General features: G+C 66.8%; 20 protein-coding genes, 1 tRNA gene and 1 pseudogene. 15 read left to right on the top strand and 7 right to left on the bottom strand.

Annotated elements, in window-relative coordinates; translation table 11 throughout:
• Window positions 1-2: 2 nt before the first annotated feature.
• Window positions 3-371: a hypothetical protein gene (locus BLW75_RS05800; RefSeq protein ID WP_034306275.1), complete on the bottom strand. Its 369-nt coding sequence runs from the start codon at window positions 369-371 to the stop codon at window positions 3-5.
• Between the two features lie 110 nt (window positions 372-481).
• Between BLW75_RS05800 and BLW75_RS05795 the strand changes: the two genes are divergently transcribed.
• The 4 genes from BLW75_RS05795 (at window position 482) to BLW75_RS43900 (ending at window position 3,146) form a co-directional block, all read left to right on the top strand.
• Window positions 482-835: a VOC family protein gene (locus BLW75_RS05795; protein ID WP_034306278.1), complete on the top strand. Its 354-nt coding sequence runs from the start codon at window positions 482-484 to the stop codon at window positions 833-835.
• A gap of 95 nt (window positions 836-930) precedes the next feature.
• Window positions 931-1,734, top strand: a complete 804-nt coding sequence (locus BLW75_RS05790) for an endonuclease/exonuclease/phosphatase family protein (protein ID WP_034306280.1) — start codon at window positions 931-933, stop codon at window positions 1,732-1,734.
• On the top strand, window positions 1,731-2,879 hold the full coding sequence (locus BLW75_RS05785; protein WP_034306282.1) for a family 43 glycosylhydrolase: 1,149 nt from the start codon (window positions 1,731-1,733) through the stop codon (window positions 2,877-2,879). Before BLW75_RS05790 ends, BLW75_RS05785 begins: the two co-directional genes overlap by 4 nt.
• 135 nt (window positions 2,880-3,014) lie before the next feature.
• On the top strand, window positions 3,015-3,146 hold the full coding sequence (locus BLW75_RS43900) for a hypothetical protein (RefSeq protein ID WP_277814936.1): 132 nt from the start codon (window positions 3,015-3,017) through the stop codon (window positions 3,144-3,146).
• A 15-nt stretch (window positions 3,147-3,161) separates the two neighbouring features.
• On the opposite strand, the gene BLW75_RS05780 is transcribed toward BLW75_RS43900, so the two are convergent.
• The gene (locus BLW75_RS05780) at window positions 3,162-3,566 is read right to left on the bottom strand and encodes a ChaB family protein (protein WP_034306283.1); all 405 of its coding nucleotides are present in this window, start codon (window positions 3,564-3,566) and stop codon (window positions 3,162-3,164) included.
• A gap of 217 nt (window positions 3,567-3,783) precedes the next feature.
• On the opposite strand from BLW75_RS05780, the gene BLW75_RS05775 reads away from it, so the two are divergent.
• Window positions 3,784-4,605, top strand: coding sequence for a S1 family peptidase (locus BLW75_RS05775; RefSeq protein WP_034306287.1), 822 nt, complete (start codon window positions 3,784-3,786; stop codon window positions 4,603-4,605).
• Between the two features lie 53 nt (window positions 4,606-4,658).
• Here BLW75_RS05775 and BLW75_RS05770 read toward each other — a convergent pair whose 3' ends face one another.
• Window positions 4,659-5,636, bottom strand: coding sequence for a hypothetical protein (locus BLW75_RS05770; protein ID WP_034306290.1), 978 nt, complete (start codon window positions 5,634-5,636; stop codon window positions 4,659-4,661).
• A gap of 274 nt (window positions 5,637-5,910) precedes the next feature.
• Between BLW75_RS05770 and BLW75_RS05765 the strand changes: the two genes are divergently transcribed.
• Window positions 5,911-6,336: a VOC family protein gene (locus tag BLW75_RS05765; RefSeq protein WP_034306292.1), complete on the top strand. Its 426-nt coding sequence runs from the start codon at window positions 5,911-5,913 to the stop codon at window positions 6,334-6,336.
• A 658-nt stretch (window positions 6,337-6,994) separates the two neighbouring features.
• Here the strand turns inward: BLW75_RS05765 and BLW75_RS05760 are convergent.
• Window positions 6,995-7,777, bottom strand: a complete 783-nt coding sequence (locus BLW75_RS05760) for an SDR family NAD(P)-dependent oxidoreductase (RefSeq protein ID WP_034306294.1) — start codon at window positions 7,775-7,777, stop codon at window positions 6,995-6,997.
• An 81-nt stretch (window positions 7,778-7,858) separates the two neighbouring features.
• Between BLW75_RS05760 and BLW75_RS05755 the strand changes: the two genes are divergently transcribed.
• The 3 genes from BLW75_RS05755 to BLW75_RS43400 all read left to right on the top strand — a co-directional run bounded on the left by BLW75_RS05755 (window position 7,859) and on the right by BLW75_RS43400 (window position 8,959).
• Window positions 7,859-8,413, top strand: a complete 555-nt coding sequence (locus BLW75_RS05755; RefSeq protein ID WP_034306846.1) for a TetR/AcrR family transcriptional regulator — start codon at window positions 7,859-7,861, stop codon at window positions 8,411-8,413.
• Window positions 8,414-8,549: 136 nt separating this feature from the next.
• A complete protein-coding gene (locus tag BLW75_RS05750; RefSeq protein WP_244175776.1) occupies window positions 8,550-8,768 on the top strand; it encodes an SDR family NAD(P)-dependent oxidoreductase in 219 nt (72 codons plus the stop codon).
• The gene (locus BLW75_RS43400; protein ID WP_244175775.1) at window positions 8,765-8,959 is read left to right on the top strand and encodes a hypothetical protein; all 195 of its coding nucleotides are present in this window, start codon (window positions 8,765-8,767) and stop codon (window positions 8,957-8,959) included. The genes BLW75_RS05750 and BLW75_RS43400 overlap by 4 nt, the downstream gene beginning before the upstream one ends.
• Before the next feature lie 17 nt (window positions 8,960-8,976).
• On the opposite strand, the pseudogene BLW75_RS43395 reads toward BLW75_RS43400, so the two are convergent.
• Window positions 8,977-9,315 (bottom strand): annotated as a pseudogene (locus tag BLW75_RS43395) (NUDIX hydrolase); the annotation flags it as partial.
• Between the two features lie 14 nt (window positions 9,316-9,329).
• Here BLW75_RS43395 and BLW75_RS42720 point away from each other — a divergent pair.
• Window positions 9,330-9,740 carry a hypothetical protein gene (locus tag BLW75_RS42720; protein WP_034306297.1) on the top strand — a complete coding sequence of 137 codons (411 nt, stop codon included), beginning with the start codon at window positions 9,330-9,332 and terminating at the stop codon, window positions 9,738-9,740.
• Here the strand turns inward: BLW75_RS42720 and BLW75_RS05740 are convergent.
• Window positions 9,737-10,381, bottom strand: coding sequence for a class I SAM-dependent methyltransferase (locus tag BLW75_RS05740; protein WP_034306849.1), 645 nt, complete (start codon window positions 10,379-10,381; stop codon window positions 9,737-9,739). The genes BLW75_RS42720 and BLW75_RS05740 overlap by 4 nt on opposite strands.
• 125 nt (window positions 10,382-10,506) lie before the next feature.
• Here BLW75_RS05740 and BLW75_RS05735 point away from each other — a divergent pair, with 125 nt between their 5' ends.
• The 5 genes from BLW75_RS05735 to BLW75_RS43140 all read left to right on the top strand — a co-directional run bounded on the left by BLW75_RS05735 (window position 10,507) and on the right by BLW75_RS43140 (window position 12,910).
• A complete protein-coding gene (locus tag BLW75_RS05735) occupies window positions 10,507-11,085 on the top strand; it encodes a hypothetical protein (protein WP_198935660.1) in 579 nt (192 codons plus the stop codon).
• Window positions 11,004-11,312 (top strand): deazapurine DNA modification protein DpdA family protein, encoded by a 309-nt coding sequence (locus BLW75_RS44150; RefSeq protein WP_425266432.1) that lies wholly within the window; start codon window positions 11,004-11,006, stop codon window positions 11,310-11,312. Before BLW75_RS05735 ends, BLW75_RS44150 begins: the two co-directional genes overlap by 82 nt.
• Before the next feature lie 203 nt (window positions 11,313-11,515).
• Complete coding sequence (locus BLW75_RS05730) at window positions 11,516-11,743, top strand: helix-turn-helix domain-containing protein (protein WP_034306301.1); 228 nt, start codon at window positions 11,516-11,518, stop codon at window positions 11,741-11,743.
• The gene (locus tag BLW75_RS43145) at window positions 11,727-12,149 is read left to right on the top strand and encodes a tyrosine-type recombinase/integrase (RefSeq protein WP_198935661.1); all 423 of its coding nucleotides are present in this window, start codon (window positions 11,727-11,729) and stop codon (window positions 12,147-12,149) included. The genes BLW75_RS05730 and BLW75_RS43145 overlap by 17 nt, the downstream gene beginning before the upstream one ends.
• Before the next feature lie 35 nt (window positions 12,150-12,184).
• The gene (locus BLW75_RS43140) at window positions 12,185-12,910 is read left to right on the top strand and encodes a site-specific integrase (protein ID WP_241783295.1); all 726 of its coding nucleotides are present in this window, start codon (window positions 12,185-12,187) and stop codon (window positions 12,908-12,910) included.
• A 124-nt stretch (window positions 12,911-13,034) separates the two neighbouring features.
• Here BLW75_RS43140 and BLW75_RS05720 read toward each other — a convergent pair.
• Window positions 13,035-13,108, bottom strand: a tRNA-Pro gene (locus tag BLW75_RS05720).
• Window position 13,109: the final 1 nt, after the last annotated feature.

Genomic DNA, 13,109 nt, shown 5'->3' with positions numbered 1-13,109 from the left:
GATCAGGTACGGGAAACGCAGAGCTGGACGAGCGGTGGGGTGGTCGTCGAACGCCTTGCCGGGAAGGACGGCGGTACTCTCGTCCCGCCGGGGCGACGGTGCCGGACGAGCAGGACGAGCGTGGCCAGCAGCGCCGCGCCGATGCCGGCGAGATCGTCGAGGTGGTTGGCCGGAAGAGGCTGGTCCGCCGGGCTCAGCAGGGCCGTCGGGCATTCGTCGGCCGGGTTCGTGCTGTGGGTGGCTTCGGCGGCGAACAGGGGAGCGCAGGGCGAGCCGGCCGCTGCGGCGCCGTCACTGCACAGCGCGCCCTGCAAGAGGGCGACAGCGGTGAGCACGGCCAACACGGCGAAAAGCCGCGCTGTCAGCCTCATTGTTCGTCCGCCGGTCACGCGGTGCAGGGTAGAGGTGACCTTGTAAAGCCGGGGCGAACTCGGACAAACCGGCCTACAGTGGTCGGCGATCCGAGTGGAAGGACAACCCCTTGCCGAGCTTCAAGGATGTCTACGCGGTTCTGCCGGTCTCCGACCACGCCGCCGCCGTCGCCTGGTACGAGCAGTGGCTCGGGCGGCGGCCCGACACCGAACCCATGGAAGGCGTCGCGGAATGGCGCATCACCGGGAACGCGGGTATCCAGGTGGCCCACGATCCGGAAACCGCGGGTAAGAGCACCGTGGTCCTCGTCGTCGAGGACATCGAGGAGACCGTCGGCGACCTCGCGGAGCAAGGGGTGGAATGCGGACCGATCCAGGACTTCGGCTTCGTCAAGCTGACGGAGATCGTGGATCCGGCGGGCAACAAGGTCACCTTCGTCTGGGAGAACCCTTCGCCGGAGTAATTCTTTCCGGGAGATGACGGGATCGCGCGGAGCGTTGCCCGTGGCGGGCCGCCGATGGTCCGATTCCCTCCGTCATCGACACTGGAGGGAATCCCATGAAGCATTCGAGGCGCAGGACCCTCGCGCTGGCACTGCTGGTGCCGTTCGCCACACTCCTCACGGTGCCCGCCGCCGAGGCGGCGACCGAACGCACGATCAAGGTCGTCACCTACAACGTGGGCGACGCGGGCGGTCTCAAGGCCGACCTCGTCCGTCTCATCGAGACCGAACGCCCCGCCGTCATCGGGCTGCAGGAGGTCGCCGACCGCGAGGAGGTGGTGAAGGAGGCCGCGGCCGCCACGGGATACGTCGCGATCTACGAGTCGGATCGTCGCGCTGTCAGGCACAACGCCATCCTCGTGCGCGGCAACCTGACCGTCACCGGTCACGGCGCGCAGGAGATCTCACCCGCGTCCAAAGTGGACCCGTCCACGCCAGGTACCGGCCCCGCGGAACCCGGCGACTGTGGCTGCTGGGTGCCGCCGAAGTACGTCAACTGGGTACGGGTGGGAGGCACGGGCTTCGAGTGGGTCGTGGGCGTCGTGCACCTGACGCCGTCCGCGCAGCGGTTCGCCCTCAACCGTGAACTGCACAATCTGCAGGTCCGCGCCACCGCGGACTGGTTCTCCTCGCGGGTGGCCGAGCCCGTCGTCATGGGCGACTTCAACGCCGAGCCGGGTTCGGACCTGATGGCGGGGCTGCGGCGGGTGGCCGACTCCTACAGTGCTCCGAGCCACGGCACCAGGTCCATCGACCATGTGTGGGCCGAGAACGACTCGACCGGGTCCGAGGTGGCCGCCCTCGGTGGCTACGGAAGCGACCACCGTCCGGTACGCGCTCGCGTGACGGTGACCCGATGACGCGGCGTGTCCTGATCGCCCTGGTCTGCGGCGTCAGCCTGATGGCCGGCGTGCCTGCCGCGACGGCCGAAACCGGGCCGCGCGACGAGTCGCTGGACTTCCGGTTCCCCGCGGCGGATCTGATGCGGGTGCCGGAGACGAACACCTACGTCGCCGTCGGTGCGAGCATCCCGGGCAAGAAGCTTCCGTACACCAAGGTCGAGTTCAGTGGCGGATCGTTCCAGCGCCGAGGCGCCGTCGACGGCGACGCGTGGGACGGCGTCACCTTCCCCGCGGGCTATTGGGCGAGACCCGACTCTCCACTGTGGACACCTGCGCTGATCGCGCATCAGGAGGACGGCCGGGTCGTCTACTACGTCTTCTACAGCGCGGCGCTTCCGGGCCCCGAGCCCGCCGGCCAGGCGAAGCACTGCATCGGCTACGCCACCTCGCTGCGGGCCACGGGAGGCTTCGTCGCCAACGCCGATCCGCTGTTCTGCCCGGAGCGCGGGTGGGCGATCGACGCCGACGTGAGCAGGGGGCAGGGCGAGGTGTGGCTGACCCTGCGCAACGGCGCGTGGACGCAGGACCGCGTCACCGCACTGGGGGCGGCGAAGCTGGAGTTCGATCGGCCCCGCCATGTGCGGCGGATAGCCGAAGCCGACGCGAAGAAGCTCATCGACAACGCGAATCTCGAGTGGACGCACCACAACAGCCCGGCCGACGACGTCCTCACGATCGAGAATCCCAACGCCGTCCGCATCGACGGTGACTGGTACCTCTTCTATTCGGGGAACAACTGGTACGCGAACCGCTACTCGACCGGCGTCGCGTACTGCGGAAGCTTGTTGACCGACAACCGGTGCACCCCGATGGCCGAGCAGCGCGCGTATTTCTCCTACCAGCCGGACCCGGACGGCGAGCCGCGGTTCCGGCCGGGTCTGCCGGACAAGTACCGCAAGAAGAACCTGCCGGGCAACAAGCGCGGACCCGGTGCGTTCAACGCGTTCCAGGCGCCTGATGGTTCATGGTGGGCTTCGTGGAACTACATCACCGACGCGAGCTTGCTTCCGCATGAGGATCCTTCGCCTGAACGGCGGAGCCGGATCGGGAAGCTGGCGAAAACGGGAAGCGGGGCCACGGCTGAGTTCAGCGTGACCTGGTGACCAAGGGGTCTCCGTGGCGGAGTTGTCACGGAGACCCCTCCTGAACGCCCCCGCATGATTGATCTCCGGAGCACCGGGTAATCGCCTCCTGCCGGCTTCCACCAGCCGGCCCCGACGCGAACGGAGTTGAGAACCATGACACACGCGATCGAAAATCCTCAGTCGTCGACCGAACGGGTGACGGTGCCCGAACCACGCGGCGAGGCCGATGCCCTGGAGGACACGGTGCTCGAACTCGAACCGACGATCGTCCTCGGGCGGGAGTGACCGACGGCCTGCTCGCTACCGGCTCTGCCGGGCGCGAGCGGTCTCCCGGCGGCTGGCCTTCTCGAGCGCCGTGACCAATTGGCGCTTCGACATGCGTGAACGCCCGCGAATCCCGAGTTCGCGGGCCCGCTGGGACAGATGTTCCTTTCCGGCTCGCGCGTCGACGCCGCCGTGGGTGCTCTTGGTGCGCTGCCCGGCGCCGCCCGCGGCCTGCTCGTCGGACGGCCCGCGGCGCTCCTTCGGCTCCCAATGATCGCCGACCTTCACGAAAGAGTGCTTCACGGCGGCGAACGCGGTCTGGGCGGCGCGGCGGCCGGGACCGTAGGTTTCGAGCGCCGAATCATGCGCGGCCACCCACGTGTCCTGTGCCTCGCGCGGCGAACGCAAGAGCGTGCTGGGCAGGTCTTCCCGTCCTGGCATGACGAACCTCCTCACTCGCGGATCGCGGTATCGGATAGCCGGTCCCGGGCCGGCCGAAACCACCTGGTCCTCGGCCGGACGCGGAGGTAGGGCCAGCCCTACCTCAGGGCGTAGAGCAGCCGCGACGGCGAATCCGCAAGCTGCCCCGATGGTCCGGGACGCCGCGAACCGCGATGCTGGATCCCATCGATCCGAAGTACCCGAACGAAGGAAATGTATGTCGAGAGTGGGTTCCAAGCGCCGCAACCTGGTTCGTGCCGCCGCGGTCGTGCTGGCAGGTGCCGCCTGCGCGCTCGCGGTGCCCGGCAGCGCCGGTGCCGTGGTGAACGGGAAGAACTCCACCGAGCGGTACGAGTTCATGGCCTCGATCCCGGAGATCGTGCCCGAGCTGAACAACGCCAAAGGTGTCTGCGGGGCGGTGCTGGTCCACCCGCAGTGGGTGGTGACCGCGGCGCACTGCGTCGACCCGGCGAACAACCCGGCTCGGCCGGAGGGGACGGTGCGCATCGGCAGCGAGCGGCGGACCTCCGGTGGCACCGTGCGCACGATCGACCGCTGGGTGCGCCACCCCGGTTATCAGCCGGGTTCGCCGAACAAGAACGACATCGCGCTGGTGCGCCTGGACCGCCCTGTCTCCGAACAGCCGATCCGCATCGCCGACCGTCCCGGCCGTCCCGGCACGCCGACCCGCTTGATGGGCTTTGGCACCACGGTCGACACCGCCGACATCACCGAAGCGGTCTTCCCCGAACGACTCCAGCAGCTCGACACCCGCCGTGGGGCGGTGTCCGAATGTTCGCCCGGTTACGCGGACTCGACCCGGCTCTGCACGATCAGCCGCAAGCCCGGTGCGATGGCGTGCATGGGCGATTCGGGCGGACCGCAGGTCCAGCGCGGGAAGTGGGGCCGGTGGGAGCTGATCGGCGTCACCTCGGGGCCCGGCGACGACGACGTCCCCTGCGCCAACGGACCCGGCCTGTACACCAGCGTGCCCGCTTACCAGGGCTGGATCCACCGCACCATCCACGGACACCGCTGACGTACCGGCACTCCGGCTGCGGGCGAGACTCTTCCTCGCCCGCAGCCGGCGCTTCACCGGGGCGCGAGGGCCTCCAAGGACGACAGCGACGCCTTGTGCAGGTTCGAGATGATGTTCCTCGGCTTGTCCGCGGCCTTGCTGTAGTAGTGCGCGCCGGACTCGTACGCCAGGTACACGTTGCTGCCGTACACCGTCAGCCCTTCGGACATGCTCGGCGCGCGGAAGCAGTGCTTCTTGGCCGTGTCCAGGTCTTTCTCGCCGGCGCCGCGCCGGACCACGTAGATGTTGCTGCGGTTGTTCCTGCCGTGCGAAGTGCTGTAGACGAACAGGTCCTTGGTGACGATGAGGCCCTGCGTCTTCGTCGGCACCTCCCACGATCCCGGCCGGTAGCCCAGCTTGCCGTCGGCGCCGACGGTGTACGAGTGCATCAATCCGCGCTTGGCGTCTTCGAACTTGCCCGCCCACAGCGTGTCGCTCGGGCCGTGGCTGGTCAGGAAAGAGGAGGCGTAGACGGTCTGTGCCGTCCCCTCCTGCTCGACGGGCAGCGAGTTCTTTATCGCGTTCTTCAGCTTCGCCAGCGAGTACTTCCGGACCGTGTCACCCTTGCCCGACACGAAGGCCCAGCCCTGTTTCTCGAATACGGCGATCCCGCCGACGTGCGAGTAAGCGAGCAGCGCCTGGCCGACCTGTTTGCCGGTCTTGGCGTCGATCCCGATGATGATCGCGCTCCGGTGCCCCGACTCGTACGAGGTGACGAGGATCAGGTCGTTCGATCCGTCCCAGTTCGACCAGGTCGCCGTGCCCTGGGGGATGTTGGTCGCCAGCGCGGGGATGGGGTGGCTCTTGCTGAACCGGTTGTCGTAGGCGTAAGAGGCCGATTCCCCGTGGTAGAAGGGGCCGTCCCTACCGCTGGACTTCGTGTCGCAGGTGATCGCCGCCGCCTCGGCGGAGGCGGTGCCCACCGTGGTGAGGCCGAGCATCAGCACGCTCGCCGCGGCAGCGGTCGTCGCCTTCTTGAGCAGGGTCTTCATTCATCCCCTTGTAGTGGTCGTACGTCCGGTTTTCAACTGGGACTCGCGGGAAGCGTTCGCGGTTCCCTGTATGGCCATGCCCACGCCGCGTCCGGCTATTCCGTCAAAAGGGAAATTCGCGGACGGGCTCCGCCCACGCGACGGGCGGGGCTTGCGATGGCCCGACAAGAGCCTGCGAAGGCTCGGACGGTGCCACCGCGTTCCGCAGCGCCTCCACGTCGCCGGCGACCTGGAATAGAGTGAACCGGATATCCGAAAGGGAAAGGCGTTGTGCATGACGAGTCGGTTCGAATGGGCGACCATCGACAGCGTGGATCCGCGGCGGCTGGCGGATTTCTGGTGCGGCGTTCTGGGTTACGTCGTCTATGAGGACAAGAACGGCTCCGCGGTCGGGATCGGGCCCGATCCGGAGGAATCGGACGAACAGCGGCTGGCCGCGTTGCGTGGCGGGCCAGCTGTGCCGAATATGGTCTTCGTCCGTGTTCCCAAGGCCAAGACCCCCGCCAAGAACCGGCTGCACTTCGAGATCTCTCCGATCGACAGTGACCAGCAAACCGAACTGGAGCGGTTGCTCGCGCTCGGCGCGTCCAAGACGGATGTGGGGCAGGGAGACGGCCGGTCGTGGGTGGTACTGGCCGACCCGGAAGGAAACGAGTTCTGCCTGGCACGCAGCCTCGCGCCGGGGGAATTCGACCTGTAATCCGGAGTTGCGGATAGGTTGCCTGGCGGGACAGGGGAGCACCCGACGAAACCGCAGCACTGCTCAGCCCACACCTGGCGCGACGCGTCGCCGCGTGCCTCGACGCCCTGGACACCGGCCTGACCGCCGATCTCGTGGACGGTTACGACCCACGCCGGCACAGCTCGACCTCCTAGCCGAGCCCACTCGGCTATCGCTGACCATGACCGGACCCGCGGCATGGGTCCGAAGCGCCGCCGCTGGAGAATCAGATCCATGAACTGGAGCGCCCTGGTCCAGGCGACGTCCCGGCCTGGCTCGGCTGGGTAGTGGCGTTGGTGCGCCGATCTTCAGCGGTTTGACCTACATAGCCAACTTCGGCAGGAGGGCAGCGTCGCCGGAAGGAGCGCGAGGCACTCGAGGCCGCTGCTCGCCGGGTGGCCGTGAGCCCGCACCTCATCTCCAACTCCGGCAGGCAACCCTGATTCGCCCGCGTCACCGCCGAGGTGCTCATCCATCCGCGTGCACAGCGCGCTTCTGCGGGAGGTTGCCTTCGTCGCCACAGGTACTGGGTAATGGCGTCCTCCTGAGGTCGAAGCGGCTTGTCACTCCCTATACGAAGGCGTCCCGCCGATTCGACAGTGGCCGCGAACTCTTCTCCCGCGCACATCCCTGTAGGTCAGACGGACTTCAGCAGCCGTTTTGTCGCGGTGTGCAGCCGTTCTGCCTCTTCGCTGTCGGCGTCGACCGTGAGCCGCTTGCCGCGCTGGTAAGCGCTCAGGGGCGCCTCCGGCCGGTTCGCGATGAGGTCGAGCATCGGCCGGATCGCCTTTTCCGGCGGTGTGCCCAGGAGCTTCGCGAGCACGCCGACCATCTTTCGTGAGGTCTTGCCGAGGGCGCCTTGGTGGCTGGTGCGGACGAAGCCCGGGTTGTAGAGGACGTACCGGACGTGGTCCGAAGCGAGCCGGGCTGCGGAAAGCAGCCCCATCCGGCGGCTCTGCTGGTTCGCCGCCTTCCAGGTGAAGCCTTGTGACAGCTGGAAGTCGTCCCAACGGATGGCGTCCCGCGGGGCGCCGGGGACGGTGGTGTCGAGGATCAGCGGCCGCTCCGCGGCGCCGAGTACGCCTTGGAGTTCCGAAGCGAAGATGTGGCGGCTCAGGTAGTACAGCGCGAAGGTGTGCTCGAAGCCTTCGCTGGTCAACTGCCTGTCTCGGTGCACGTACGCCGCCCCCAGGACCAGCGTGTCGACCACGGGAAAGCGCTCTGCGATCTCCTTGGTGGCGCGGTAGTTCTCCGAGACTTCGCGCAGGTCGGCCTTGATGAAATGCGCGTCGCCCGTCAACGAGCGGAACTTCGCCTCGCTCCGGCCGACCACGACGACGGTGTGGCCTTCGCGCAGTCTGTCGGCGGCCAGCGCGCGGCCAAGGCCGTCGGTTCCCCCGGTGATCACGATCGTGGACATGATTTCCTCCAGTTCCGGAACACGTGTTCCGGAACATCACCGTATCCGAAACGTGTGTTCCGGAAAAGGTAGGATCCCGGCATGACCACTTCGCGACGTCAACGCTGGGACGCGGCGCGGAACCGCGGCCAAGTTTTGGAGGCCGCTCGGGAGTCCTTCGCCGAACGCGGGCTCGCGACCGACGTCCGCGAGGTCGCCCGGCGAGCCGGTGTCGGCGTCGCCACCGTCTACCGGCATTTCCCGACGAAGGAAGACCTGGTCAAGGCTGTCTTGGAAGACGACGTCGCCGAGTGGGAGGCCGTCTCCGAGAGTGGGAAGGCCGCTGAGGACGCTTGGGAGGGGATCAGCCTCATTGTCGAGCGGACGCTGGCCATGATGGCCCGCCACCGGGCGTTCCTTGACGGGCTCACAGTCACCGAAGGCGCTCTCGAAGCCTGTCGCGCGCATCTCGCCGAGAGTCTCGACGGCTTGGTCGAACGTGCGCGGCGGCAAGGGCGTCTGCGGGACGACATCACCTCCTCGGACATCGGCCTGCAGATCCTCGCGCTCGGCCGGATCGTGGAGTTGACCGCCGCCCAGGGCGACGACGTCTGGCGCAAGCACGCCGGTCTCGTCCTCGGCGCGTTCGAGGCCTGACTGGTACTGCCGGACCCAGGTCGAACAAGGCCGTGCCATCTCTCCGTGTGAGCCGGTTACCTGGACTTCGGAACGGCAGTCCACGGAGGAGAGACGAAATGACGAACACGTCGGTGCGGCACCCCACGCCGGGGTGATGCGCGCCGCGGCGGCCGAGGTCGAGGCGGAACTGGGCCGGGCGGACCTGCTGTTCAACAACGCCGGCGTCATGCCGGCCGCGCCGATCGACGAACTCGCGACCGACGACTGGCAGCGCATGATCGACGTCAACATGACGGGCCTGATGAACGCGATCGGTGCGTTCATGCCGCATCTGGTCGCTTCGGCGGCCGAAAGGGCGTCGCGGACCTGGTGAACACGTCGTCCACCGGCGCGCAGGCGATCTTCCCGTCCTTCGGCGTCTACGTCGCTTCGAAGGCGTTCGTGACGCACCTGTCGAAGAACCTTCGCGCCGACCTCGGCCCGAAGAACGGCGGCGGGATCACTGGTGCTCCCAGTGATCCCGCCGCTACGGTGCCACGGTTACCGCCGTCATCGTGGACTTGATCTCGCGGCAAGGCGCGGGCCATGGACGGATGAATGTTGAGATGTGCCAATTCGTCCAGCGCTATCCAGCGTGCCGCCTTCGTTTCCGTACCATCTTCGCGCGGTGTTCCTCCAAGCCAGCGCCCTTCAAAACATAACGAAAACTGTTGTCGAACTTCGCCGTCGTCATAAGCCATAACGTGCCTGGGGCCGGTGTATGTGCCAACCAGTCGGAGGATCTCGACGTCAACGCCCGTCTCCTCCTTGACCTCGCGTACTGCGGTATCGGTAATGCGTTCCCCTGCATCGTGTCCGCCGCCAGGCAAGGCCCATAGATCATTGTCAATCTTGTGACGACGCGCTGCGGGACAGCACACCAGCCGAGCCGTCGGTGCTGGACACCGACCGCCGCATCGAGAACCTGCTGCGCGCGCAGGCCGCGAGCCTGCACGTCGGCCCGGCCAACTACTGCTGGTTCCGCGACCCGACCCGAGCGCTCTGCCTGCGATCGGCCGGGACCACACAGGCGACACGGCCGCTGATCGGGCTCTGCGACTCCGCCCGATGCCCGCAGGCCACCCACCACGCCTGCCACCGGCCGATCTGGGCCGAGCAGGCGGCCACCTTCCAAGTGTTCCTCGGCAACCCCAGAGTCCCCACGGGGGAGAAGACCCGGCTCCGGCGCGAGCACGACCGTGTCCAACGAGTGCTCGACAGCCTCGAGGAGACCATCAGCACCGCTGGGAGCACACCCGCATGTCCTCCGGTTCCGAGTGGCGAGCCCGACATATGCAGAAGTTAGGACTTACTGCGTGCGAAAAGAATCGCTTGCTGAGCTTTCGCATCCGGGTCGAGCAGCATCTGGGCCTCGACCACGAATCCGGCATCGCGCAGCCAGGATGCCACCTGGTCCGGCTGACGGCGGTGGACATGGACCTTCATTGGGTGACCGCCGTAACCCTCCGTCTTCAACTGCGACTCGTCGCCGACGTGAAACAGGAGCTGCAGCGGTCCGCCGGGACGCAATACTCGGCGAAAGTGCGCGAAGACTGTCGGTACCTCGTCGTCGGGGATGTGGATCAACGACTGCCAGGCGAGCAGGCCGGCCACCGAAGCGACGGGGAGGTCCAGTTCCGTCATCGAGCCCACCTCGAACCGCAGGCCGGGGTGGTCGCGCCGGGCCACGTCGATCATCGCCGGGGAGAGGTCGACACCGAAGGCGTCGACACCGAGCTCATGCAGGTGGGCGGTGACTTCACCGGGGCCGCAGCCGACGTCCGCGACCGGTCCGCCGCCAGCGGTCCGCACGCTGTCGGCGAGCAACGCCAGAGCTGCGCGAAGGTACTGGTGTCCGGCGAGGGCACCTCGCACTTGGTCGGCATAGCTGACCGCGACCGTGTCATAAGAGGTGCGGGTGTCGGCCAGCCAGTCATCCGTGGTCATGACCGGCACGATATTCCATGATCACGACGTCGTGGACGGCCGACGCAGAGGGACCGATCATTGGCCCGCCAACTGGCCCAGACCTCCGCCGCGTTTCCGCAGACCGCAATGCAGGAGTGCACATCATGCCGCTGACGACCGAACAGCGCCGTCGCAACGAGGCCAGCATCCGTGCTGCGATGGACCGCCTACTGCTGGGGCAGCTTCCACCCCGCGGCGGTTGCGACCTCAAGACTCTTGCACGAGAAGCCGGCGTCGCCAGAACGGGCTTCTACGCACGCACCGACCCGCAGGGCAACCAGCGGCCAGGGCCCCATCAGCACCTGGCCGAGGAGTTTCAGCGTCGGCTGGCCGATCTCCGCGAGGCGGGCACCGTCTCAGACCCGCGCGAACTCCAGATCACCCGGCTGAAAGACGAGAACGCCAAGCTCCGTGAACGCGTCCAGGAACGCGATGCACGGATCACCGAGCTCACCGAGTTCAAGGAGCGCGCGTTGTCACAACTCGCCGCGCAGCACGAAGAGATCCTCCGGCTCCGATGGGCTTCACAGGCTGGTCGCAACGCGACACGCTCACAACGGGACACGTCCACTGCCGCGACAACCACCGGCAAAGCACCGCGCTGGCCGGCCAGATCCCGCGTGCGGTTCGCCGTTACGGCGTACCGCGGATCCACGGGTTCGGGTTCAAAACGCTCGGCCTGATCAAGCACCACGCCTATATCGACTCGGCCGACTCTCTCGCGTGGTCAGACGATGCCCGGCGCCTTGGGCATCCCACACGTGACTGCCCCCGGCCGCACGTCAAAAGCTGCGCCAACCACCTGCACTACCTGCTCTCGTGGCGCGCGGCGCTGGCAGCAAAGCTCGCCCGCCGCGTGCCAGAACAGACCGCGCTTCTAGACGAGGACGGTGAACCGTTCGCCGCCTGAGCGAAAACCCTGGTCCGCCGGTGACACGGCACCGGCACGTCCCTTCCACCCGTCGACCGCTCCGAATACGTCGCCCGCCCCGCGCTCACCCTCGGCCTGACGATCCAGCCCACCGTCCCTCGATGCTACGCAGCGCAACTTCCGGCTCGTCCGCAGTGTGGTACTGGCATCCCCGAGATCTCTTCAAAGAAGGGATTCTACTGATGAACGTGAATTTGGGCGAGCTGGACCCCGCGAAGCAGCTCTACAGGATCCCCGAGGCAATGCACCTGCTCGCTATGGGACGATCCGTCATTTACGAGCAGATTCGTTCCAACCGCCTGCGATCGGTCAAGCAAGGTCGGGCGAGGCTGATTCCTGTTTCCGCCATTCGTGATTATGTGGCGCTCCTCGAAAAAGAAGCGGAGGTAATGGATGACCAAGCGGCGTAGCCGGGGCGATGGCGGGCTTCGATGGTTGGAAAAAGGACAGCGCTGGATCGCCGAAGTAACGACCGGTTACAGTCCAGCCGGGAAACGCCTCGTGAAGACTGCCAGCGCAAAGTCCAACACTGACGCCAAGGACAAGCTCAAGGAACAGATTCGCGACCTGGACGACGGCCTGCCGACAGGGGCTGCGAAGTACACGGTCGGAGAGGCCGTTACCAACTGGCTGGCCTTCGGCTTGGCGGGCCGAGATCCCGAGACGGTGAAGAACTACAGGAATCTCGCCGCTATCCATATCATTCCGAACCTCGGCAAGCGCAAGCTTCGGGAGCTGTCGGCCGAAGACGTTGACGAGTGGCTGGCCGATCTCGCAACGAAGGTGAGTACGCGCGTCTACTGCATTCGGTGCTAAATCGATCGGTGAAGCGCGCTCAAGCGCGAGACAAGGTGAAACGCAATGTGGTGATGCTGTGCGAGATTCCGGCTGGGCAGGAAGGCCGGCCGTCGAAGTCGCTGACGCTGGAGCAAGCAGAAGCGGTACTGAAGGCGGCCGAGAATTCCTCCCTCCACGCCTATATCGTGCTGTCACTGCTGATTGGTGCGAGAACAGAAGAGCTGCGGGCGCTGACGTGGGACCACGTCGACCTCAATGGCAATGCCGCCGCGACACCTCCTGAGCTTCGTTCGATCAGCGTGTGGCGTTCGGTGCGAGCGGGCGGCGACACGAAGACGAGAAAGTCGCGGCGAACCCTGGCGATGCCACTTCGGTGCGTCGTCGCGCTGCGACTGCATCGCATACGTCAGCGCAGTGTGAGGACGCGAGCTGAGGTGAGGCAGCGAGCGGGGAAGGGGAATGGATGGGCCGACCTCGGTCTCGTGTTCGCGTCCGAGACGGGTACGCAGCTGGATCGCCATAACGTGCTGCGCATGTTTCGGCGGGTAGTCAAGGCGGCAGGGTTGGAGCCGGGGGACTGGACGCCGCGGGAGATGCGACACAGCTTCGTGCCGCTGCTCTCGGACGCGAAGGTGCCGATCGAGGACATCGCGCGCCTGTGCGGGCACAGCGGGATCGCGGTCACCGAACGGGTCTACCGGCACCAGATTCGGCCGGTGATGGTGGAGGCCGCGACGGCGATGGACGACATCGTCGGCGGCCGGGTCCGGGAACCGTAGTCAGGCAGTTGGCCAGGCACGTCGCCGGACGGTCCCCGAGGGGATCTACCCGTTTGGCAATGCCGATGCACGAAGAAGGCCCGTGAGCGGCAGTTATGCTGCTCACGGGCCTTTCGTCTTCCGGTCGGGCTGACAGGATTCGAACCTGCGACCCCTTGACCCCCAGTCAAGTGCGCTACCAAACTGCGCCACAGCCCGG

Origin of the sequence: Amycolatopsis lurida, from assembly GCF_900105055.1 — a bacterium.
Taxonomy (GTDB): Bacteria; Actinomycetota; Actinomycetes; order Mycobacteriales; family Pseudonocardiaceae; genus Amycolatopsis; species Amycolatopsis lurida.
The sequence above is the reverse complement of the archived record's forward strand: the minus strand, read 5'-3'. Positions and strand labels throughout refer to the sequence as shown.